Origin of the sequence: Paucilactobacillus suebicus DSM 5007 = KCTC 3549, from assembly GCF_001434475.1 — a bacterium.
GTDB lineage: Bacteria > Bacillota > Bacilli > Lactobacillales > Lactobacillaceae > Paucilactobacillus > Paucilactobacillus suebicus.
In genome coordinates this window covers 1-22,922 of record NZ_AZGF01000009.1, presented here as the reverse complement: position 1 = coordinate 22,922, position 22,922 = coordinate 1, and the positions used below count along the sequence as shown (strand labels likewise).

28 protein-coding genes are annotated in these 22,922 nt (G+C 35.5%); 14 read left to right on the top strand and 14 right to left on the bottom strand.

The window, feature by feature from the left end:
- Positions 1-49: 49 nt before the first annotated feature.
- Positions 50-601 (top strand): hypothetical protein, encoded by a 552-nt coding sequence (locus FD16_RS05275; protein ID WP_010621786.1) that lies wholly within the window; start codon positions 50-52, stop codon positions 599-601.
- 286 nt (positions 602-887) lie between these two features.
- Here the strand turns inward: FD16_RS05275 and FD16_RS13345 are convergent, their stop codons facing one another.
- Together FD16_RS13345 and FD16_RS05270 are read right to left on the bottom strand one after the other, a co-directional pair.
- Positions 888-941, bottom strand: coding sequence for a hypothetical protein (locus FD16_RS13345; RefSeq protein ID WP_353425015.1), 54 nt, complete (start codon positions 939-941; stop codon positions 888-890).
- A 133-nt stretch (positions 942-1,074) separates the two neighbouring features.
- Positions 1,075-2,133 carry an amidohydrolase family protein gene (locus FD16_RS05270; RefSeq protein ID WP_010621785.1) on the bottom strand — a complete coding sequence of 353 codons (1,059 nt, stop codon included), beginning with the start codon at positions 2,131-2,133 and terminating at the stop codon, positions 1,075-1,077.
- A gap of 144 nt (positions 2,134-2,277) precedes the next feature.
- Between FD16_RS05270 and FD16_RS05265 the strand changes: the two genes are divergently transcribed.
- Entirely contained in the window at positions 2,278-2,898 is a 621-nt protein-coding gene (locus FD16_RS05265; RefSeq protein ID WP_010621784.1) for a TetR/AcrR family transcriptional regulator, read from the top strand.
- Between the two features lie 47 nt (positions 2,899-2,945).
- Here the strand turns inward: FD16_RS05265 and FD16_RS05260 are convergent, their stop codons facing one another.
- Both FD16_RS05260 and FD16_RS05255 read right to left on the bottom strand, forming a co-directional pair.
- Positions 2,946-4,397, bottom strand: coding sequence for an oligosaccharide flippase family protein (locus FD16_RS05260; RefSeq protein ID WP_010621783.1), 1,452 nt, complete (start codon positions 4,395-4,397; stop codon positions 2,946-2,948).
- A gap of 301 nt (positions 4,398-4,698) precedes the next feature.
- Positions 4,699-5,850, bottom strand: coding sequence for a MalY/PatB family protein (locus FD16_RS05255; protein WP_010621782.1), 1,152 nt, complete (start codon positions 5,848-5,850; stop codon positions 4,699-4,701).
- 301 nt (positions 5,851-6,151) lie between these two features.
- Here FD16_RS05255 and FD16_RS05250 point away from each other — a divergent pair, with 301 nt between their 5' ends.
- Positions 6,152-6,715, top strand: coding sequence for a hypothetical protein (locus FD16_RS05250; RefSeq protein ID WP_056938533.1), 564 nt, complete (start codon positions 6,152-6,154; stop codon positions 6,713-6,715).
- A 596-nt stretch (positions 6,716-7,311) separates the two neighbouring features.
- Entirely contained in the window at positions 7,312-7,902 is a 591-nt protein-coding gene (locus FD16_RS05245; RefSeq protein WP_010621779.1) for a hypothetical protein, read from the top strand.
- A gap of 2 nt (positions 7,903-7,904) precedes the next feature.
- Here the strand turns inward: FD16_RS05245 and FD16_RS05240 are convergent, their stop codons facing one another.
- Positions 7,905-8,609 (bottom strand): GTP pyrophosphokinase, encoded by a 705-nt coding sequence (locus FD16_RS05240; protein ID WP_010621778.1) that lies wholly within the window; start codon positions 8,607-8,609, stop codon positions 7,905-7,907.
- Positions 8,610-8,852: 243 nt separating this feature from the next.
- Between FD16_RS05240 and FD16_RS05235 the strand changes: the two genes are divergently transcribed.
- The 3 genes from FD16_RS05235 to FD16_RS05225 all read left to right on the top strand — a co-directional run bounded on the left by FD16_RS05235 (position 8,853) and on the right by FD16_RS05225 (position 10,584).
- The gene (locus FD16_RS05235; protein ID WP_010621777.1) at positions 8,853-9,611 is read left to right on the top strand and encodes an NADP-dependent (R)-specific alcohol dehydrogenase; all 759 of its coding nucleotides are present in this window, start codon (positions 8,853-8,855) and stop codon (positions 9,609-9,611) included.
- A 206-nt stretch (positions 9,612-9,817) separates the two neighbouring features.
- Positions 9,818-10,216 (top strand): hypothetical protein, encoded by a 399-nt coding sequence (locus FD16_RS05230; protein WP_010621776.1) that lies wholly within the window; start codon positions 9,818-9,820, stop codon positions 10,214-10,216.
- Positions 10,217-10,386: 170 nt separating this feature from the next.
- Positions 10,387-10,584 carry a hypothetical protein gene (locus FD16_RS05225; protein ID WP_010621775.1) on the top strand — a complete coding sequence of 66 codons (198 nt, stop codon included), beginning with the start codon at positions 10,387-10,389 and terminating at the stop codon, positions 10,582-10,584.
- A gap of 121 nt (positions 10,585-10,705) precedes the next feature.
- Here FD16_RS05225 and FD16_RS05220 read toward each other — a convergent pair whose 3' ends face one another.
- On the bottom strand, positions 10,706-11,467 hold the full coding sequence (locus tag FD16_RS05220) for a hypothetical protein (RefSeq protein WP_010621774.1): 762 nt from the start codon (positions 11,465-11,467) through the stop codon (positions 10,706-10,708).
- 179 nt (positions 11,468-11,646) lie between these two features.
- Between FD16_RS05220 and FD16_RS05215 the strand changes: the two genes are divergently transcribed.
- On the top strand, positions 11,647-12,234 hold the full coding sequence (locus FD16_RS05215) for a hypothetical protein (RefSeq protein WP_010621773.1): 588 nt from the start codon (positions 11,647-11,649) through the stop codon (positions 12,232-12,234).
- Positions 12,235-12,301: 67 nt separating this feature from the next.
- Here FD16_RS05215 and FD16_RS05210 read toward each other — a convergent pair whose 3' ends face one another.
- Both FD16_RS05210 and FD16_RS13020 read right to left on the bottom strand, forming a co-directional pair.
- Positions 12,302-12,862: a hypothetical protein gene (locus FD16_RS05210; RefSeq protein WP_010621772.1), complete on the bottom strand. Its 561-nt coding sequence runs from the start codon at positions 12,860-12,862 to the stop codon at positions 12,302-12,304.
- Between the two features lie 88 nt (positions 12,863-12,950).
- Positions 12,951-13,097, bottom strand: coding sequence for a hypothetical protein (locus FD16_RS13020; RefSeq protein ID WP_164478690.1), 147 nt, complete (start codon positions 13,095-13,097; stop codon positions 12,951-12,953).
- 444 nt (positions 13,098-13,541) lie between these two features.
- Here FD16_RS13020 and FD16_RS05205 point away from each other — a divergent pair, with 444 nt between their 5' ends.
- Positions 13,542-13,919 (top strand): hypothetical protein, encoded by a 378-nt coding sequence (locus FD16_RS05205; protein WP_010621771.1) that lies wholly within the window; start codon positions 13,542-13,544, stop codon positions 13,917-13,919.
- A 155-nt stretch (positions 13,920-14,074) separates the two neighbouring features.
- Here the strand turns inward: FD16_RS05205 and FD16_RS05200 are convergent, their stop codons facing one another.
- From FD16_RS05200 to FD16_RS05185, 4 genes are all read right to left on the bottom strand, one after another.
- Positions 14,075-14,332 carry a hypothetical protein gene (locus FD16_RS05200; protein ID WP_010621770.1) on the bottom strand — a complete coding sequence of 86 codons (258 nt, stop codon included), beginning with the start codon at positions 14,330-14,332 and terminating at the stop codon, positions 14,075-14,077.
- Positions 14,333-14,449: 117 nt separating this feature from the next.
- Complete coding sequence (locus FD16_RS05195; protein ID WP_010621769.1) at positions 14,450-15,112, bottom strand: EAL domain-containing protein; 663 nt, start codon at positions 15,110-15,112, stop codon at positions 14,450-14,452.
- Between the two features lie 248 nt (positions 15,113-15,360).
- The gene (locus tag FD16_RS05190) at positions 15,361-15,876 is read right to left on the bottom strand and encodes an acyl-CoA thioesterase (protein ID WP_010621768.1); all 516 of its coding nucleotides are present in this window, start codon (positions 15,874-15,876) and stop codon (positions 15,361-15,363) included.
- 300 nt (positions 15,877-16,176) lie between these two features.
- Positions 16,177-18,315, bottom strand: coding sequence for an LTA synthase family protein (locus FD16_RS05185; RefSeq protein ID WP_029508335.1), 2,139 nt, complete (start codon positions 18,313-18,315; stop codon positions 16,177-16,179).
- A 450-nt stretch (positions 18,316-18,765) separates the two neighbouring features.
- On the opposite strand from FD16_RS05185, the gene FD16_RS05180 reads away from it, so the two are divergent.
- The 3 genes from FD16_RS05180 (at position 18,766) to FD16_RS05170 (ending at position 20,452) form a co-directional block, all read left to right on the top strand.
- Positions 18,766-18,972, top strand: coding sequence for a hypothetical protein (locus FD16_RS05180; RefSeq protein ID WP_010621766.1), 207 nt, complete (start codon positions 18,766-18,768; stop codon positions 18,970-18,972).
- Between the two features lie 237 nt (positions 18,973-19,209).
- On the top strand, positions 19,210-19,599 hold the full coding sequence (locus FD16_RS05175) for a hypothetical protein (RefSeq protein ID WP_010621765.1): 390 nt from the start codon (positions 19,210-19,212) through the stop codon (positions 19,597-19,599).
- 196 nt (positions 19,600-19,795) lie between these two features.
- On the top strand, positions 19,796-20,452 hold the full coding sequence (locus FD16_RS05170; protein ID WP_010621764.1) for a histidine phosphatase family protein: 657 nt from the start codon (positions 19,796-19,798) through the stop codon (positions 20,450-20,452).
- 23 nt (positions 20,453-20,475) lie between these two features.
- Here the strand turns inward: FD16_RS05170 and FD16_RS05165 are convergent, their stop codons facing one another.
- Entirely contained in the window at positions 20,476-21,117 is a 642-nt protein-coding gene (locus tag FD16_RS05165) for a hypothetical protein (protein ID WP_010621763.1), read from the bottom strand.
- Positions 21,118-21,306: 189 nt separating this feature from the next.
- Between FD16_RS05165 and FD16_RS05160 the strand changes: the two genes are divergently transcribed.
- Together FD16_RS05160 and FD16_RS05155 are read left to right on the top strand one after the other, a co-directional pair.
- Positions 21,307-21,546 (top strand): PC4/YdbC family ssDNA-binding protein, encoded by a 240-nt coding sequence (locus FD16_RS05160; protein WP_010621762.1) that lies wholly within the window; start codon positions 21,307-21,309, stop codon positions 21,544-21,546.
- 219 nt (positions 21,547-21,765) lie between these two features.
- Positions 21,766-22,206 (top strand): zinc ribbon domain-containing protein, encoded by a 441-nt coding sequence (locus tag FD16_RS05155; RefSeq protein WP_010621761.1) that lies wholly within the window; start codon positions 21,766-21,768, stop codon positions 22,204-22,206.
- 186 nt (positions 22,207-22,392) lie between these two features.
- On the opposite strand, the gene FD16_RS05150 is transcribed toward FD16_RS05155, so the two are convergent.
- Positions 22,393-22,922: LPXTG cell wall anchor domain-containing protein (locus tag FD16_RS05150; protein ID WP_056938532.1), on the bottom strand; the 530-nt coding region annotated here is incomplete at its 5' end.

Genomic DNA, 22,922 nt, shown 5'->3' with positions numbered 1-22,922 from the left:
AATTATACATTACATACTGTAAAATACAACTGAAAGGTGTTGAAGATAATTGACGCAACGAATTTTATCTAAGGAAAAAATCGTCAAACAGGCTGTTAATTTAATTAACTCTGGCCAATCGGCGACGTTCACATCGATAGGAAAATCTCTCGGTAGTAAATCACAGGCCATTTATCCTTACTTTAAAAATCCCACCGCTTTAGATAACGCCATTTTTGCCTACTCAACTCACCAATTGGTTGAAAACGTTCAATCTGAATTATTTGGCGTTCCTGCTAACCAGATCATCATGGCGTTTGCTAAGTACTGTCGAAAATATGGTTTGAAAAACGTTAACCTATTACGCTATTTACTCTCTTTTTCAGAAAATCAGCGTAATTCGGATGATGCTCATGCTGCAACACTAGAACTTGATGCACTTTATGAAAAAATTTTTACCAATGTTTCCGACGATCCGCAAACAACCCTTGTAATCAAGAGAACTGTCAGAAACCTAATTGTTGGCGACATCATTCATGTTGGTGCTGGTTGGTTTCATAACCCAATTATTGATTCCGATGAGAGCTTTGAGGTAATGATTCAAAATTTGTTGAATAAATAAAATGTCGTCTTACCAAATAATTTAATATTTGGTAAAACGACATTTTATTCTTGTATCATCTGATCAGAACAATTGTTTGATAGTATTTGAGACACGTTCACTTTGCTGGATCAATATTTACATATACTATATTACCGGTGTGTAGATGAACCATCAGTCTATCACCTCATCACCAATATCTTGGCCCCCAATCAATTGCATCCGTATTAACACTTCCATATTCTTTTTCCTGTTCAGCAACTGTATCCCATAGACTGCTGGAACTACCTTTAACCATTTCTACTTTTTATTCAGGTTTCAAAATGAACTGTACTTTGTCATGTTCCCCAATTTCTAATATTTCTCGAACACTTTTAGGAATATTAATTTGATTTTTGATGTAATTGTAGCCTTAACATATTTTTCATTCATATACATCATTTCCGTACTTTTTTCTTACTTAGATTATATTGTGTAATGTAAAAGTAAGGAAGTTAAAGATCAAATAATTTAACTGCATTATCATGCAAGATCATGTCTCGAAGTCTGGGGGTTAAAATATCAGCTCCTGTCAGCATATTTTGAGATTCATCAATTAGTGTTTTATATTTGGCTAATTTGGGTTTTTTATCAATAAAATGTCCCAACTTACTAGCAGTATTAACGGCCTGAAATTTAAACTTCGCTTTAACTCCTCCGGCTTCAGTAAACATATTCAATAATTGGTTTGCCAACGATAGGTTGGTATATGGAATATCACTACCATATAAGATGTGGGTCGGATCAGCCAAGGTTAACAACATTGGTAATTGACGCGGAAAAACAGCACCAGCAGTATCAAAGTAAACATGCTCCATCGCCGCAAACATATCTGACTTATACGTCTCTTTCGTATAAGGTGCGTCACGATCGGCTAAAATCGGCATAAATGCACCACCGTGCGGAATAATTAACCTGATATCTGGATACTTGTCGAAAAAATGATGCTGCAACAAATTCATGAACGTCATTGTTGTATCCATCAGAAAGCCCATTAATGGCGTTGGCATCCCCACATTAACATTCATTGGCTTGACTGGTGTTTGATTAGGATGCATCAAAACAACCGCATGCTCTTGATTTAAACGTTCATATACTTTTTCAAACAGTGGCGTGCCAAAGTAAATTCCACGTGAATTTGAGGGAACCGCAAACCCCTTCGCACCATTTGATAGTGATCGATTAATTTCATCGACCGATTCATTCTCATACGGTAGCGGTAACGATGCTAAATATCCTAACTGAGAAGAATATTGCTGATTTAACTTGCGACCATAATCGTTGGTATTTTGTGCTAGATAAACTGTTTCCTCCTTATCGCCAAAATTAATATGCGGTGATGACAACGATAGTAAGGAATATCCTATCTTATTCTTTTTCATAAATCCCAATGTAGTTTGTTCATTCCAACTAGGCGTTGGCCAGCCATCAGGATCGCCAACCACATTCTTTTTTAGTGCATCAACATAACTTTTAGGTAAAAAATGGGTATGTACATCAATAATATTATTCATGATCATTCACCTTTTAATTAGATTTTATCAATCAACACTTTGTTGATTTGCATTACTTTCACTCATATAATAAAATCAGTTACCACACAAAGCAATCAGCAAAATAACTAATTGTGTTCATTTACTAAATTGAGGAGGACATAAATGTCCAACCAAGAATCAAAAGTTGTTAAAACAAAGGCTAAAATTACTGATGCACTAATTGTATTAATCGAGTCAAAAAGGCTAGAGAAGATTAGTGTTGCAGACATTTGCCATGAAGCTCAAATTAACCGCGGTACTTTCTACCTCCACTACGTCGACAAACCAGATTTGCTAGCTAAAGTAGAATTAAACCTGATCAGTCAATTTGATCAGGTTTTAACCAAGAACATGCCATCACCAGTCGCAGCCATGGAACATTTGCGAGAAACAAATGAAGTTCTGCCAGTCGTGAAACAGTCCGTAACTTTAATTAACACAAATTTTACGTTATTTAGAGCCTTGACAAGCGACAATGGGGATCCCGCGTTCCTCACAAAATTGCGCAGTCTAATCAAAAAACATCTAACAGGAACTATCAGCGAAGTTCGCGCCTTTGCAAATTTAACGACCAATATCCCACCAAAATTTGCCGATGAACTTATCGTTTTTGGCCTGATTGACATTTGTCTAGTCTGGCTTAATGGGGATAATCCCCAACCGCCAGAAATAATTTGCCAAATAGTAATGAAATCCCTTTTCTGGTCACCATTTGACTTGTTGGCATCAGATAGATCAATCTAAAATACCAGTCCTTTTTATTTGTAATTTCAGTAAAAAGGACTGGTTTTTTATCTCACCCAACTTGTTCTTGAGATTAATCGAATAGCTACTCGTTTGACAAAGCTTAAAACCCTTGCCCTGGTAATAATGAGACCTAACAGATAAACTACAATACCCGCAAAAATTTCAAATAAAAACGACACGATCGAAAACGATACTTTCACGGTTAAATACTTTACAACTACATACATGACCATCCCGGAAACAAGATACTGCCAAGTACCTGAAAAAAGTCGTCTTAGATTCACAATATTGCGAATTCTGAATATTTGATATCCAGTAACCGTCGCTTCTGAAAGAACGGTCGATAAGCACGCTCCAAGAACCTGGTAGTTTCTGATTAACCAAATATTAGCAATTAAATTAACAATGGCACCCAAGACAACTGACATCGTATAGTCACGGTTATGATTCGTTGGCAAAAGATACTGCGTACCGACGACATTACTCCACGCAATCATCAAAATCACCGGTGATTCCGCCACAATATACACCGCAATTCCATTAAAATTACTACCAAAGAACCACGTTGAAAATCCAGACGCAACTGCTGCCAATCCTAAAAACATTGGCACCGCTAAGGCAGTCGCAAGATTAAATGTTTCATATAAATAGGCGTTAACTTTATTCATGTTGCCTGTTGAAAAAGTCTTCGCAACCCGTGGTAACATCACAGTTCCAGAGGCTGTCACAATGGCGAGAATTACTTTAATAACCTTATCGGAATTATCGAAGTACCCAGTGGCACTGACGCCAACCATTTGACCGAGCATCGTCTTATTAAGGACCAAGTATATCTGAGTTGCAATCTGTGGAATAAATAAAATAATTGCCGGTCTTAGATGACGTTTTAAACGTAATGAACTCAATGGTACTCTATGAATTTGTCCCTTTAAATATGGCCACAGCGTCATATTACCGGCTAATGTTGATCCACTAAGAATTAAAATGTACGTGTGTAAATCTGAAATTGATTTTACTAACGTGAAAATCAAAATCACGGAGACCAATTTAACCACGGTATTTTTCAAGATAGTCTTTCTAAAGTCTTCAATTCCCAAGAATAACCACGAAATATCAAACATCACTGCAATGATAAATAAAGATTGAAGCCACATATAGGACTGGTACTCGTGATCAACTACCATGAAACCTACAAAAATGACCGCTGCAATTCCAACAGCCACTAATCTTAAGGTTTCGATCTCCCAAAACAATTGGCTCATTTTTCTCGGGTTATCTCGCACGTACGCAATTTCTCGATTACCGTACAGGTTAATACCAATACTTGCGATAATCACAAAAAATTGCATAATCGAGTTGGTGTAAGAATTTATCCCGACGCCAGTTGAGCCAAGCACTCGAGAAATGTAGGGTGTCGTCGCCAATGGGACGATCAATACAAATACTTGATACCAGGCATTAAACAAATAATTTTTGACAGCTTTTATAACAATCACCAGATTCTATTTTTCTTTGATGAATACTAATGATCACATGTTACACCTCTTTATGTAGCTAACTACTGTGTTAAGAAAAAATTACGAAACTGTTCTTGCTTTTGTCAAAAATAAAAGAGTGTGCGAATTAAAACGCCAAAGCTAAAATCCAAATAAGGAATTTTAGCTTTGGCGTTTTTTTGACCAAGATTAGTAGTTTATTGCACGTTTGAAATAGATAAATTGAAAAACTAAATTATTTGTCTTGATAGACAACTATGTTTTCTGATTCAATCGCTCACACATTAAATGTATTTATTTGTTACCCAAATACCTCAATAATTTGTCGGACAGCCTTAACTAGTTGATCCCTGGAGGTTGCAAAATTAAGTCTAAACCAACCTGTTCCATCCTGACCATACTGTGAGCCCATGTTTAGCTGAACCTTAGCATCATTAATAAGCTTGCGATCAATTTCTAAATCACTAATACCGATCGCACTGAAATCAAGCCACATCAGATAAGTTGCCTGTGGCAGCATCGGCTTAATTTTGGTACCATCAAAAAGCTCAAAAATTGTATCGCGGTTTTCTTTAAGGTATTTCATTAGTTCATCGTGCCAACTTTTTCCCTGAGTCAATGCGACGGTGGTTGCGAGTACTCCAGTTGTTGAAATCCCACTGATAAATTGATCGTCCATTAAAGACTTGATTTGGTCGCGTAAGAAAGCATCCTTAACAAACATGTACGCACTTTGAACACCTGGCATATTAAATGTTTTAGTTGGTGCAGATATGACAATCGCATATCCTTCTACTCCTGGTATTTCAAACAACGATGTGTATCTTTCTGGTTCAAACACCAAGTCTTGATGAATTTCATCGGCAATCATAAAAATATTATTTTGTTGAGCCAATTCTGATAATTTTAGTAAATCAGCTCGAGTCCACACGTGCCCACTAGGGTTTTGCGGATTACAAATGATCATTGCTCTAATTTTCTGTTTGCTTAATGTATCTTTTAACTTATCGAAATCAATTTCGTATTGACCGTCACCACTAATTGTTAAATCAAATTCAATCAATTCACGATTCAGGTTGTTAACGGCCATTGAAAACGGGCCATACACTGGGTCAAAGACTAAAACCGCATCATTTGGGCTAGTTACCTTTTGCAACGCAAATGAAATTCCAGTCAACACGCCAGTCAAAGGAATAATTTCATTCTTATTAACTGAAACATGATGATACTGTTTTTGCCAATTAATAATACTGTCATAGTATTGATCACTTGGTTCTTCATAACCTAGCACTCTGGATGCCGGAACCAAATTATTAAGAATAAAATCCGGAGTTTCGAAGTCCATGTCGGCAATTGTCAGTGTGGTGACATCTTCATGACCTGGTTGAGCTGTGATTGCCCACTTTGGTACATTTTCATTACCAATTAGATTAGAAATCTGATCAAAATTCATCTAGTGTCACTCCTCAATATTAAATATGTCGTTATTTTAACATTGTCGGAATTATTTTGGACATGTTAACAATTATTCAATTAGTTAATGCCATATATTTATTAAGCTAGGCCACTATTGTACGTTAGTTGAGATATAAAACAAACTACTTATCACAAAAACCGCGCTACATGTACCCATAGGTTGATAGTAGATACGGAAAAAAGTTAAAAAAAGTGAAAAATTTCAATATTCTAATCATCTGATTACGTATTTAAGGTTATAATAGAGACATAATAAATGGAACTGGAGGGCAAATGTCATGCAAACAATTAATTCTTTGAACTCCGCAGTTGATCTTTTCTTCCCAACAGATCAATTCGATCAATGGCCCAAAAAATTGGAATACCAGCTCAACCTTGGTATCACTGATGCTGAGGTAAGAGTTTACCGTGCTTTCATGCAGGTATTAACTGGCTCGGATTTCTTATCAAAAACACAAATTCAACAAGCCAGAGACGTCGCATATAAATATATCGATAAGGATATCGAAAATTACAACGATTTATTCTACGATCAATTTATTGATGATATGAAACATGCCATCAACACCGATCAAGCAGAGACTGATGGTGTTGGCAACAAGCCAATGGGATACGGTCCTGTCCTTGAAGCTTTTTCCACCGGTTATCAGTTTGGCTTCACCCAAATGGTTAAGCATGTGTCAAATGAATACATGGATTTTAACCGCACACAATTTTCTGATAATAAGTTAAAAGAAATTCAGGCTGCTGCCTTTGACTATACTGATCAGCAATGGAACCATGTGTGGAAAGACGGCTTTGCGCAAATTGCAGTTTTAAAAAATTTACTCGGTGTGTTTTAAAAACACCGTGATCTTAATTTTCACTCGATCATTGATATATCATGATCGGGCTTTTTTATGCCGTTATTTTCTATAATTAATCCAAATATATGTATTTATAATCAAAAAAAATAACACACTAACGTTATATTGGGGATATAACGTTAGTGTGCTGGATAGAGGAACTGGTCTAGTTGATTTTGGGAGGAATCATCATAAACCAGGAGTAAAGTATCCAAAATATCCAATTCTGGGTACTTTTTTATTTTACTTTATATAATATAATTCGGCAATATGTTGGTTGAAAGTGCCCACAAAAAAAGCAACAGTTACTGGGGGATGACCAGTAGCTGTCGCAATTGTGATAGTTAGTATGGCTTCTTCAACATCTTAGGAGGAGTCGGAGTCAGCCTTAAACACTAATAAGATATCCAAAAATTTGAATACAATTAATATTGTAAATACACTAATACGATTGTGCAATACCTTGCCAAATTTTTCCACTTATTTTTTTCCAAACAAAAGAATGTTTAATAAAATAATGGCCCTCAAGCTATTTCGTAATCATTGATTAAAGCGGTACACTATTATTAATAAATAGACGTGGAGGCGCTATTATGCCAATTACCAACACCCTAAATGCCGCTATTGATACATGTTTTCCAGTGGAAGAATATCACCACTGGCCCGAAAAACTGGTAATACAGTTAAATACAGGAATAACAAATAGTGAACTTAAACTATATCAGTCATTTTTGCGACTTCAATTTCACACATCTAAATTGACTCAGAAACAAATTGTTGAGTGTCGCATAGTTACAGATTCATTTATCAAGAAAGACACTGTCAACTACCAAAAATTATTTCACGATCAATTTATTCAAGAAATGTCAGAAAGCATTCAATACGACCAAAGAATTACAAAAAATACCTATCATATTGTGGCAAGAACTCCTGGTGCACCCTTACCCATGGGATATACGCCGATTATTGAGGCGTACGCAACCGGCTATAATTTTGGGTTCACACAGATGATGGAGCATATCACTAAACAATATATGGTCACAAATGATGTTCATTTTTCAAATACCAAGATTCAGAAAATCGAAATGAATTCATTCGAATTTGATGATCGATATTGGGGTAAGATTTGGCATGATGGCGTAAAAAGAATTGCCGTATTAAAACATTTATTTGACATAAGCTAAATTCAATCTGTCTCCCCCAGTTCGGTAAAAATTGTCTGCATATCCCTTTCAATACTATTAAGTTCTCCAGCATATTTTTCTAATTCTGGCGCATGAACTCCTGCCTGCGAATTTTTAACCGCCTGGTAATGCATTTTTTCATCCAAACTGGCCCACATATCCATCCCCATCGTTCTAATTTGAACCTCCACTAAAGCTATCTTTTTACCATCAGTTTGAAAAACTGGCACTGATACCACTAAATGCAAACTCCGGTATCCGTTATCCTTAGGATGTTTAATGTAGTCTCTTGTCCTAATTAATTTGATGTCACTTTGAGCTAATAAAGCATCACGAACAAGGTAAACATCATCAATATAATTAACAATAACACGAACACCAGCAATGTCATGAATTCGTCGGTTAATCATATCTAAATCTTTGGGTATCCCTTTTCGTGCCACTTTATGCATTAAACTATGAATATTTTTAATTCGTTCATCAATTCGATTAATTGGATTATGTTCATATCGTAATTGGAAGTCAGTATTTAAATTATCCAATCTTGTACTAACTTCATTAACTGCTGATCTACATAATTGATAATACTTGAGGAAGTTGCTGAAAACCAAACTACCAATTTTAATTCGGCTTTCATCAACGACCTCTTTTTTTAATTGATCCTTTATTTCATCTGCTTGTAGTAAATTTTCCTGGTTAATTATCATTATTATTATTCACCCGTCATTAGTATGATGCCTATGTTATACCACACGTTTTAACTAAATTGTGTCACTAATTCATATCAAGATGCCAGGACATTCTTCATTGATCTGTCATAAATTGCAATTTAATAACTGATTTCAAACTGTTTGACATTATTTTCAAAATTTTATGTAAGCGTTTCATTTGGCGGTTAGACAGGGCTATGTTATGATCCAAGTATACTAAGATTATAGGAGGTCGATTTCATGAGTCATCGTTTAGACGGAAAAGTTGCAATTGTCACTGGTGGGAGTCTCGGCATTGGTTTTGGTATCGCAAATCGTTTTGTTAAAGAGGGAGCAAAGGTTGTCATCACTGGGCGTCATGCAGATGTAGGTGAAGAAGCTGCCAAGAAAATTGGTGGTCCTGATGAAATTCGGTTTATTCAACATGATTCAGCCGATGAAGATGGCTGGGTAAAATTATTTGATGAAACTGAAAAAATATTTGGTCCTGTTTCAACACTAGTTAATAACGCAGGTGTTGGCTTAACAGGATCGATTGAAGAAACCTCCACAGAAACATGGCGTAAATTAATGTCAATTAACCTAGATGGCGTATTTTTCGGTACTCGTCTAGCGATCCAGCGCATGAAGAACAAAAATCTTGGTGCATCTATTATCAATATGTCATCGATTGAAGGATTTATTGGTGATCCAAACCTTGGTGCTTACAATGCATCAAAAGGTGCTGTTAGGATTATGTCCAAATCCGCCGCACTCGATTGTGCTTTGAAGGATTACGGAGTACGTGTAAACACAGTTCATCCAGGATATATCAAGACCCCATTAGTTGAAAACATTCCAGGGGCCGAAGATGCGATGGCAGATCGTACCAAAACGCCGATGGGCCATTTGGGTGAACCAGATGATATTGCATATATCTGCGTTTATTTAGCTTCTGATGAATCCAAGTTTGCTACTGGTTCTGAATTTGTTGTTGATGGTGGTTACACTGCACAATAAGCTAAGTGAAAAATAATTTTTATATTCTACAAAGATGGCGGCCTATAATATTGACCACCATTTTGTTTTAAATTCACGAAAATGAATAAATAATTAAAAATCAAGCTAAAAATCTAACTGAAATATAACATTAAATCCAGTAACTTTGTTTTATAATGTAACCGAATACAAATACTTACAATTATTAATATGAAGAGGTTATTTTGATGAATTTAATTATCCCGGCTACTGTTAAGACGCTCGAACCACATATCAACCCTGCTCGATTAGCTCAAATTAAAGATCCGGCTAAGCGAAAGCATGCAGCCCGAAAGTCTATTCAAACATTGACGAAATTTGCTGAAGAACTGCGCTACTGGAAACATGAATCAACAATTAAAGATATCTTTGAATGTAATATTAGCCATGGATACAATCGCATTATGGCCTTGCGAGATAAAAGTCACTATTACACACTAGCGCTCGGTGAAATGGATTCTTCACTCCTAACGCTCGAAAATAAAAAAGGTGACATGGATGTCAATCAGTTGATGGAAATTACTGATTGGTTGATCCATGAAACAACACCCTTGGTTAAAGAAACTGATACCGTAGCTACAGACTAGTAAAATTTTAAAAAGCTGATATTAAGGAAAAATCCTTTAATACCAGCTTTTTTATTGTTTCATTTTTATTATTTATCATTCAAAAATAAAAACACTCATTTACGTTAAAACTATTAGTGCTAAAATAACTTACAATAGTTAACTAATTATACTAAAAGAGGTAATTTAAGATGCAAAAGATTAAATCAAAACAAATCTACGTGTTAATAGATAAAACTGCAACCGAAGATTCAGCAATTTACGCCAGCAACAAAAAGCTTCGCGTAATCAGTTACTGTGAAGAACAGTTCGGTAAAACTCCAGGTGATAATGAGGCTGCAAACCAGGATCGTTATGTGTTGGATAGCATTACGTGTGATCTAATCTAAAATACTGCTTTGGCGTTTCTGACAAAAAACGTCGGACGATGTCAATTTTGGCCACATTTGTTATTCGGTTTAACAATGTGTTGCGGATTATATTGTCCATTTCATCAAATCAATTTTTTTTTTACTTTGGTGGAAATATGTCCCCGGCTGGATAAGCATACAATCCCTTTCCAGGCCCCTGTAAAATCACATTATTAAAACTCTGAGTGTCAAAAATATATCGTTGAATGTCGGTTAAATCATTAAATCGATTTTCAGCGATTTTTTGCTTTAAATTCATTAAATTATCCTGTTGTTGTTCAGCCGGTAACTGCGAGTATGCGCTCATTGCCAATCCAAATTTAGATTCATTATCAAAATTAGCAGCAATCGATGCACTATGGTGGGCAAATTCTCGATAAATCTGTTCTTGGATATACTTAATCCACGTGGAGATGCTATTAACATCAATTCTTTGCTGCATATCTTGATCAGGCGCAAATATCAAGGATCTCATTATTTCATCAGCACTACTGTCCATGGTAATAATATGGTTTTGGCGTCGCAGTGAATCATTTTCTTTAATCTGATTTGCCCAATCTTCTCCAGCAGACGCATCAATAGACCCATCACTAAGGCGTTTGGTATATACAAAATTGCCAGTACCAACGATGTTAGCTGGATTATCAACTTTATTTGTAAAAGCAAAATTTACCAACTCGTTTTTAACTGCATCTGTCCAGTTAAAAATGACAAATGTTGTGTTATTAATAACATCCTGCATTAATTGGTCGTAATCGATCGTTAGTTTATGATCTGCATTTTCAATTCCGTGCTGCGCTAAATGCGTCATCAATATTTGGGAAACGTTAATTGCATACCGATCATTAAAGCTCAGTAGCATCCACTTTGGTTTGAAATCGGTGATTTGATTACTTCCTCTCGGTATATTGTATATACCATTATCTCATTTTTTGAAAATAAAACCATAAATATACACTTTTTATGTAAATACTGTATTAGTATTATCAAAATTAACAATTTAAGCTATAATTATATAAATTAATTAAATTGGAGTAACGTATGCGAAAAATAGACTCCCTTAACAGTGCGATCGATGCTTCATTTCCGCTGAAAAACTATACCGAATGGCCTATTATGTTAATGAACCACTTCATGCTTGGTCTAATTGATTCTGAAACTGATGTCTATACAGCATTCATCAGAATGACAGGACCAGATAAAATCGATGAATACGAAGTGACTATTCAGTTACAATCATCCATTAATTACTACGTATCTCAAGACTACGAAGATTATAAGTCTCTTTTCTACGAACAATTTATTAACGACATGACCACATCAATCAAATATGATGAGAGAGTCAGTCAAGAAGAATTTAACGCTAAACTTGGTGATGAACAGCATTTACCAATGGGATATACTCCAATCCTTGAAGCATATGCAAATGGCTACGAATATGGCTTCATTCAAATGATGTCGCACGTAACCGAAGAATATATGGAGGATAAAAACATTAATTTCTCTCCAGAAAAGTTACACGATATTGAAATGAATTCGTTAGATCTGAACGATGATTTCTGGTCGTTAATTTGGCATAGTGGTTTAAGAAGAATGAAATTGCTAAAACATATATTTAAAATTGAATAAACTCAAAAATATGGCTGAAAGGAGTGTATCCTTCAGCCATATTTTTAGTACTAGCTATCGATTAGTATCACTTAAATTCAGTTAAAAATCCCTGATCTGAGACATTTTCAATTAAAAACTCTAATTGATCTAACCTAAACATTATATCAAACGATCGCCCAGGAAATCTAAAACTATCCAATCCTAAAATAATAGTATCTAATGAAAAGTTCCTATCGCTGTCATCACTCGGTGTGACTGGTAACTGATGTTTGCCAAGATACGAAGAATTAGAATCATCATAGTTATCTTTTACATTTTCAGCATAACCAGTCACTCTTGAAACAACGTTGGGTGATACAAATAGCCATGACACTCCATTTTGATCTTTAAAAACACGGGAACGATCAAGTGAATTTGCACGGGTAAAATGATAGAAATCAAGAATTTGTTGCATGACCTGGTCTAACAACAGGTGCTTTTTAACGCTTTGGCTATCATCAGCTTGAACAATATGATAATCACTAACAAATTTAGCAAACAAATCTAGCTCCTGTTCTTGTGCCAATTCATTAGGTAAATTATCCGGAAAAATGTGTTGCATCACCTCTTGTAACTCAACAGGTGTCCTTTTTATTTCACGAATCATTCCAATCAGTCCCCTCCTGATTATGATTGCCACAAGTCTATCGGATCACCATTCATAACGCAACAAAATTGACTTATATAACTAACAATCACTCAGCATTAGGATGCTCATCTAAAAATTTTTTGATTAATCGGTCCAATATATTAGCAACGCTCACGTCTTCTTCAACAGCAGCTAATTTCAACTGTTTAATCAATTCAGGATCCATCGTTGTCGTAAATTTTCTTTTTGTCATTTTTCCCACTCCTAACCAACCATTACCAGATATATACAGAAAGAAATACACCATCTATATGTATATTTTAGTATGCATGGAGCCGACAAGTAAATAACAACGACCGATTTATCGTCCTTAGAAAGGATTTCAGTGAAATTTATGTAAAAATGTCAATATTATCTATTGATTTATTATATTTTTTAAGAAAAAGATAATTTTTAACACCATATATACATATTATTACGGTATAATGTATTCATTAGTTACGTTTTTAATCCTTTCATTACGTAACTACCGCGAGAATATAACAATCACCATCCATGATATGAAAGAAGTCACAGAAGTTTTATCAATTAGGATTGCGGTCAGATAATTGTTCTGTGCAATCCAGGGAACTATTGGCTGCAACGGCAATGTCCCAATATTTTTACATAAATAATAATATTACAAAGGAAGATCAGCATGTCAGAAATCCGTCCAGCCTCACTATCTCAAATTAAGCAAGTTATTGAAAATATTGAACACACAGATATTTGTTACCAAGTAAGAAACCACCAGGAACTTGTCGACGTGGTTGAGTTACTTAAAAATGATGCGATGACCACCAGTGATCCATTTAACGAAGTTACCGTTGAAGGAAAATCAGTTGATGATACTTGGAATATTGATACAGCAAAACCCACAATTAATGATCAACTAATCTTTCTGAATGAAATCGCACAATGCATTATGAAGAATTCATCCGTTAGTTCAATTACATTAACTAATGATAATGGTCGTTATTTTTCTTTTGAAAGAAAGCTTAAAACATCTGAAAAATTGTCGCGTTTATTTGGCTAATAATATAATTCTTCAACCAGGGCAATTTCCTGATTTTTTATGATAGTAAATCAGTTTTGCACCCGTAACATAAAGCCCACAAAACTGAAATCCTCAAATTTGGATTTTGGTTTTGTGGGCTTTAACCGTTTGCTGAACGTTCCGATTTATCCTAATTAACTAAAAAATTTAGCAATCATCTCTCGTCGCGCACGTTCTGCATCTGCACGCGTATAGAAACTCTGATTATATACTAAGTAACCTTGAAACCTTAATTTTGCCTTCCAACGATGACTGTATTCATCATACGAAACGCCTGATCTTCGTTTGTTCAATCGACGCGTTCTTATATATCTTACTTGTGGTTTTAAACGAGTCGTGAATTCAAAGTTCACTGACTGATTGGCATGCTTACTAAATGAATTATTGTTCATTAACATCAACCATCCTAAAATTAGATCATTAAAAATCTAGTTACCATCTCGCAAATATTTATAAACCCAGTATACTCTCAATTTTATCTGATACTAGAAAAAATATGCGGTCGCAATCTATGAATCCACCAAATAAGGCTTACCATAGTAATATCCCTGACGATAAGCAATCCCTAATCTGTCAGCGGTCACATCATCTGTAGACGTTTCGATTCCTTCTAACACAAATCTGATATGGTGTTGATTGGCAATATCTTGCCAATTACTAATCAATCTTTGGACTTCCGGCGCACTAAAATCTAAGTGATCATTTTGTAACGCAAATTTTATCTCGGAAGCAAATGGAATCAAATTAACAATTCCATCAAAATGATTTTCTCCGTTACTAACATCATCCAATGCGATTTGAATGTCGTTATTCCAAAAGAATTTCACCCTGTCCAATATTAATTCGTCATCTATTTTTTGAGAGCTCTCTTCCTCAGTAATCTCAATCACTAACTTCAGCGGTACAATTTTATCCTTACAATCGACAATTGCATTCAGTAAATCAATATTAAGTAGTTGGTCACGATTTAGATTTAAGGCAATGATGGGTACTTTACCTTTAAGAAGCTCAGACGCTTCTAGAAGTGCATTAACAACATCCTCTACTGGTATAGTTGCAAAATCCACGGGTAATACCCACTGATCACCATCACGCCTACGCATTAGTAGTTCATAACCAACCAGTGAATGCTGAAACTTGTCCACTAATTGTTGCACAAAGAATTTATACACAATGGTTACCTCACAATTTAAATATCACTAATTTGATGTTTATTTATAATAGCATTTATACATTATTACGTATTTCAGTATTAATAATTATATTTTACCCCTACTATGTCTATAACTCTGATCAAGCGATTACTCTGTAACATAATTGTATTATAAATAGTTACAAAACAAATATCACAATAAGTGCTGTGTTATTTTAACGACAAAAGAATTGGCTGTATCTCAATCTGCAGCCTATATTCAAACACTTAATACGCACGATTTATATTGATATGGTTTGATAAATTATTTAAATCCTGACGATCTTGTTTTCGTCTAATAACGCGTTTTTGATAGCCATCACAAATTGAATTTTGTTCGTCATTTTCAGGTATCAGATGATCAAATCCTATTTTCCCAGTGGGATTCTCCACCACAAATGTCACAAAACATGTGAACGCCAAAAATCTTTTACCTGTCCTTAAATCTTCACCAATGATTTTTGTGAATACTTCAATTGAACGGTGCCCGAATCCGGAAACATAGGATTCTAAATTCAACGAGACGCTCAGATCCATCGGCCTAATGAAGTTGATATGATCAATTTTAGCAGTGACAATTGGCGCTTTAGACACTCGTAATGCTGCTAATGATGCTTCGCGGTCAACCAAGCTTAATGTTCCTCCACCAAATAAGGTTCCATGCTCATTCAAGTCTTCAGGCATGATTCTGTGAGCCACAACTGTTAACGTTTGCCCACACGTTATTACATTATTATTGTCCATTAGTCCACCCCGTTTATATAATAGTTCTTATCATAAAAAGAAGTTTCGAATATTTAACGAAACTTCCTTTATTTATTTTAAAATTTTACATCGATCTCAACTAAAACTTCAATATTTACCACCAAATCTAAAAGCTTTGACAATCTATAATAAAAGAGTCCCTCGTCAGCAGTAACGAGGGACTCACACACTACAAAAAATATGGATATTTCTGTACTCAGGAGTAGTTGAATACAGTCTTAATTATAACTTTGCATTGTATCTTCTAACAACGCCTTGAGGACCATAAATTAACTATTTTTAATTGCTTGCTGAGTTGCCATCCTCATTCGTAATCTTGATTCGGTTAGAATCAGTCTTTGCATGACTAACTTCAGGAGCGTCAGTAACATACTCATCAACTGTACTCTTGTCACCGTTTTTGGAATACAAACTAGTTGATTTACCCTTTAATTGATCCTCAATCTTGATTTCTTTATCCAGACCATCTGAATAGTTGTAATCAGAGGCTTTAACTTTCTTGAAGCCCTTAGGATGGTAGAAGCGTAATAAGTTCTTTTCATTCAATGAATCGGACAAATCTAATTCCTTATCAACCTTATCTTGATCCTTCTCCAGACTCTTCTTTTGGGCCTTGGTTAACTTAGCTTTTTTACCATTACTGTTGTTATAAATGACTCCAGAAATGCTGGTATATTTTGGTGTGACAAAGTCCTTATTTCTGAACGCAACCGTTGTATCATGTTGGCTTGAGAATAAGTCGGTACCAAACTGAATATATCGTTTCGAGCTGACCCCTAATAAATGCATCAAGGTTGGTAGCACATCAATTTCACCGCCATAGGTATGAATGATTCGCCCATGGCCTCCAGAATCAGGAATTAAGAACATTAATGGTACACGTTGTAATTGAGCATTATCAAAACTATCCCAGCTACTTGCACTTTTACCCAATACCGGTGCCAATTTAGGATTCTCAGAATCAGAAATCCCATAATGGTCACCATAAATGACGAAGATTGAGTTTTTATATAATCCAGCCTTCTTAAGATACGTAAAGAACTCTTTTAATGATTGATCAAGATAGTGTGCAGTTACAAAGTAATTATCAACGGTACTATCTCCAGTATCAACCGTCTTAAAGTTAGGATCCTGATCTTCTGAATCAAGCGTATACGGCAGATGGTTAGTAACAGTAATATATTTAGCATAAAACGGCTGCTGCAACTGTTCCAAATACTTAACTGAATCCTTGAACAACAGTTTGTCCTTCAATCCATATCCAGTTGATTTATCACCAGAAGTATCATAATAACTGGCATCAAAGAAGTACTGGTATCCCATGTTTTTGTATACATTATTTCGATTCCAGAAACTAGCAACGTTCCCGTGGAATACTGCACTTGTATAGCCTGCTCGTTGCTTTAAAATTGCCGGCGCTGCTTGGAACGTATTATCACTACCAATTGAAGTAAATAACGATCCCTGTGCTAGTCCATAAGTACTAGTCTCAAGCATGTTTTCGGCATCGCTAGTCTTACCCTGCCCAACTTGATTAAAGAAATTATCAAATGAGTAGGTATTACTGCCGTGATAAATTGAATTTAAGAACGGTGTAACTTCCTTACCGTTAATCTTTTTATCAATCAAAAACTGCTGGAAACTCTCCAAGTGAATGATAAAGACGTTACGCCCTTTGGCAATGCCATACATACTCTTATTTGGTTTAGCGTAATGCGCATCCGTAAATTTCTTGACGGCTTTTAATTCCGACTTTGTCGCGGACTTTCGGACATGGCTCGTCTGTTCTGTGGTCACTGCATCGTATGCAGTGAACGCATCAATACCAAGATACTTAACAACATAGGTACGATCAAATGTCCGTGTCAACAATTGTGGCCGATCCATTTCTGCCAGGGACAGATTAACACCAAACAGCACAATCGCCAGTGAACTAAGTGCAAAGGCCGGACGATGATTCATCCCCCTTGGATCAAACTTAATTTTCCTAAACAGCATCAGTAACAGGATAATGACGATGTCAATCCAATAAAATACATCATGAAAATTAGTCAATGACCACGAACTGGCACTCAAACCTTGATTAACTTTCGAGTAGCCAGTCATTGCAGTGATGGTCATAAAATCCGTAAATTCACGATAATAAACAATGTTTAAATACAATAAAACCGTATTTGCAATATAGAGACCCATCAAAATTGGGTAAAAGAATCGTGATCGTTTAAAATAAAAAGCAATCCCAAATAAAAAAATTGTTGTCGCCAACGGATTTATTAAAAGGATGAAATATTGAAATATTCCCTCCACCCCTAAATTAAAATCCACAAAGTAGGCAAGCATCGTTTTTAACCAAAATAAGACCACCAGAATTGTAAAAAAGCCCATTCTCGTGTTCTTCATCGCATTTAATTTATGCATGTGGAACAATCCTCACAGTTTCTAGTAAAATATAATTCATAATACCGTTTATTGCAGTATAACCGCATCCAAACGTAAAGATCAATACAATTCCATATTACATGTTAGGTCTAAAATGTGAATTATTTTAGAGTAATCATCTGTATTTACTTTAAATAGTCATATTTTCGTTACAAAAAGTATCGTATTAAAGCTTACTTTCTAGATTAATCAATTAGCTAAAAATATTAAATGTGACCACGTATTTTGTTTTCTCTAAAAAGTACTCTAACTAATAACAGTTGGATGTGAATTGAACAAATTAAGTCAAAAGATTCAACGACAATTTAAAAAAATAGCATTTAATATTGTTTAATCAGTGTATACTTGAAGTGAAAACGTATTATATGTTAATACATATAGATGTATATAACCCTAAAGCAATATTTTAGCAACAAAGGAGACGATAGGATGGAAGTTAGGAACCTAATTAGTCTTTTAGAACACTTTGATGGTGAAAGTGAACTAGCGATTGATGTTTACGTTAAATCAAAGCAACGCGAGTATACAGTCACTGATTTGGGCGTTGAGCCCCTTATATCAGTCCATGATCAAAATGATTTAATTGTACTTAAGGGGCTTGTGGATGACCAAGACTCTGATCCAAAAGCACATTAGATAACAAATGTAATTAGCGAACATATTTTGACAGTTTGAACCGTATCAATACCAAAAGTAAAATTCGTGATCGTATCTAGAAAAAGTCACAACTCATAGTTTTTGGATCAATTTCAGATAAAAGGTTAATACTTACATAATAATTCCATACAATCCATTAAGTTTGTTGTAACACAGAATAAAAAGCCGCTTCAATTACTGATTAGCTGATATAATCCCATTCAAGAGGTGATAATAATGAAGCCAGATATTAACATTGATCTCACGGATATTAATCAGGTTACACAGTTTTTAAATCGAAGTGAACAAATTGCTAACGAATACGGTGATAATACTAACGAATTTGCCCAAAATGCCAGCAATAACAGCTATATAATGTTTTCAAAGGTCAATATTATCATTTGGAACATTATTGGACAGGAGTTATGGAGCGTTAATGGCTGGAATCAGCCACTAACAACGGACCAATCTGCTCGCCTAATTGTCGCTGGTGCAAATCATGAAGACATCAGCCAAACATTCCACATTTCAGAAGAGGCAACTAATCAAATCGCTGAACTGCAACGCCTACATCCTGATTGGCATAACCTGGGGGCCCCTGTCAGATTTACCAGTTATAGTGTTTAGATTGATATAAAAAATATTAAATTTGTAGATCAAAGGTTAAAATTTGGTCTTTTTTTATTACAAAAAATTCTTACCAGTCGGCCACTTTTCATGGATCCGTATTTATTTTATTCAAAGTAAACTAAAAAAGCTGTTGCAAGATATAATACCAGCTAAAATGATACAATGAAGACAGAAAAAAAATGGAGGGATAGCAATGAAAACGATTACTGCATATTTTGTGCGTCATGGTCAAACGATGTTAAACCGTTACAATAAAGTCCAAGGATGGATTGATTCACCCCTAACAGACAAAGGAATTAACGATGCAATTAGTGCCGGCAAACGGCTTGCTGACGTCAAATTTTCGGCTGGCTTTAGCAGCGATTCTGGACGTGCTATTGAGACCCTACGATTATTATTAAAACAAAATCCTGACAACATTCATTTGATTTCATACCAGTTTCCCGAACTTCGTGAACAGTGTCACGGATACTTTGAAGGAAATGATCTCAGTCAGATGTGGCAATTTGTCGGTGAACAAGTACAAACAACCACTGAATCAGGCATAATGAGTCATTTCGGTTTGGAAAAGGCCCGCGACTTAATTCATAAAGCTGATTTGTATGGTGACGCCGAAGATAACCAAATGTTTTGGACCAGGCTTGACCGTGGCTTTGACAAGCTAATCGAAAATTCTAACGATGGCGATAATATTGTAGTCGTCTCGCATGGCAACACTATTCGCTCAATCATCTCACGGTATGCACCACAGTTAGATACAGGCATTCCAACTAGAAATGGCAGTATTAGCAAGCTTATCTTGTCCGATGATAAAAAACCAGAAATTTTGTACTATGACAAATTAGATTAAAAAAATAGAATCCGTTCGGGATTCTATTTTTTTGATTGTAAACCAGCATTAATATCTCGATACACAATTAACATAGCATCATCGTGGTCTAATGTGTATTTAAACTGAGAAAATGCTTCAATTTCAGCTCTTTGTTTAACCTTTTTAGTCATTTGGATAGCTTCATCGACCTCATTCAAATCGGCCGCCTTTAACATTTCTAAGGAGACGTCAAACCCAACTTGCCAGCCGGAAAAATAGACACACATCAGGTCAATCATCAACAACTTTCTAAGGTTCCCTGCATTTTCAATAATAACTTCAATCTGCTCGTTCATCTGAGTGAACTCTTTCGATTTAACATTACTAAGAGCATCGATCATAACTCCTGTTGTAATTGTGGCCCAGCGATCTGCAAGAGAAATAATCACATTGTAATTTAATTGCTCGCGTTCTTTTTTAGTACTTGAAGCATAAGTCGTATACGCTGCATATAAGCCTGCCTTGGCACCAGTTAAATAGATTTCTTGAAGTTGCGATCGTGAAAAAGCGTGAGCGTCTTGTTCATTTTCAACCCTACTTTTAAAGATCAGTTGTTCATAGTGATTTAGTTCAGCTTGGCTAAGTTCGTTATGATTGTTATTTGAATTTAAGTAAGCAATCCGCAAATCATTGAAAGTCGACATGTTGATTCCTCTTCATAGTTATTTTTATTTCAGCATATCAGATAAATTTGAATTTATTAATAATTTGTGGAAATTGTTTATTTACACATACAAAATTGGAATATTTTCTAATTTAGGTGCGTATTATCACTGATCATGCTATTTACGTTATAATAAGTATCAAAATAGATCATAAAGGGAGTAAATAATATGGCATTTGTTGAAGGTACAGATTATGAAATTATCGAAAAAATTGGCGTCATCCGTAATTCAGAGAAAAGCCCGATTGAACTGAACAATATTCACTATGCAAAAATTGACGAAGATCGAATTGATTTACGCAAATGGTACGATGACAAAAATGGTGACCATAAAATGGCTAAAGGCGTCTCCATGACAATTGAGGAAGCTCGTAAATTAAGGGACCTGCTGGATGACTATTTGGATTGAGGAATGTTTTAATTAACTTTGCCAATAAATTTTTCTTCGTTGTCGTATCTATAAATTACAAATGATGTATCATTAAGTATCAGACAAACTACAAAACATAGTGAACTGAAGTTTTAGAACATCCACTATGTTTAAAATAATTTTATTGAAAATAACAAGCTGTTAGTCTCTGGGGATTCTGAGTACAAAGCTGGTTATTACGTGGAGGAGCAACTAATCATGGAAGAGAAAACAAAGTTTTGTTATAAATGCGGAGCAAAGATTCCATTAAACTCGGAATTTTGTCCAAATTGTGGGGCGAAGCAATCAGCTGACGCTTCACAGGGACAGAACAATCCCAACCAGAATAATATGCAGTCACAAAATGGCAATCAACAATTCAATAGTAGTCAGCCATCATATTCACAGTATGGCAACCAACCGGTTCAACGGCCGGCCGCTGGTAAAATAACGCAATTTATGATTTGGGGATGGATTACTTGTGTCGTTTCTTTGTTCTTCCCAATAACTGCCGTAGCATCCGTTATTCTCGGTGCATTTACTATTCAACGAAATCATAAAGCAGCAGGAATTATTCTCATTGTTGTTGCCGTCATCTTCTTCTATCTAGGAATGACAGGATTCAGATCTGGATTTATGGATGGTCTTAATCGTTATTAGATTTATTTTTACAAAAGAATAGTTAAAAAAGCCTCAATCACACATGATTGAGGCTTTTTGGTTACTATAAATATAAAATGGTTGATACCTAAAAAGGCAAGAAACATGAAGTTTCTCGCCTTTTTAGCTTATTTAATTTGAATTATTACGGATTAACCTCCTTTAGAATTATATTATTTTAACGATTTATTTATCGTCCTCTTCACGGCGACGACGAATACCTGCAAGACTGATAAGGCCAAGTGTAGCTCCCAAGATACCTAATATACCAGTGGTTTCTTTAGCATCTGATGTTTGTGGTAACTTACCGGATTTCGTAGAATTACTATCACTACCAGCGTTAGCCTTATCATGAGTTGTAACTCCCGATGGCGTCATACCTACTTTAATGCCTGTAGTAACACTAGCTTGTTGAGTTGACTCTACCGTTCCATCCGTATCAGAATTTGGTACTGCATTGCCTTGACCACTATCATTTTCTAATGAAACTGGATTATCTTTCTTAGATTCAACATTTGTGGTGGTCGTGGTAATTCCAACGTCTGGATCATCAGTTGTTGTGGTCTCATAGTAATCATCTGGTTCAACACTGATTGCAGCTGGTGAATCGGCCTTACTCAAATCAGAAGCACTGATTGGATTGGCACTGGCAGCCTTCGTGTAACTCAAGGTGCCATCACCAGTCACACTTTCACCATCCGTGCCGGTACTTGGAT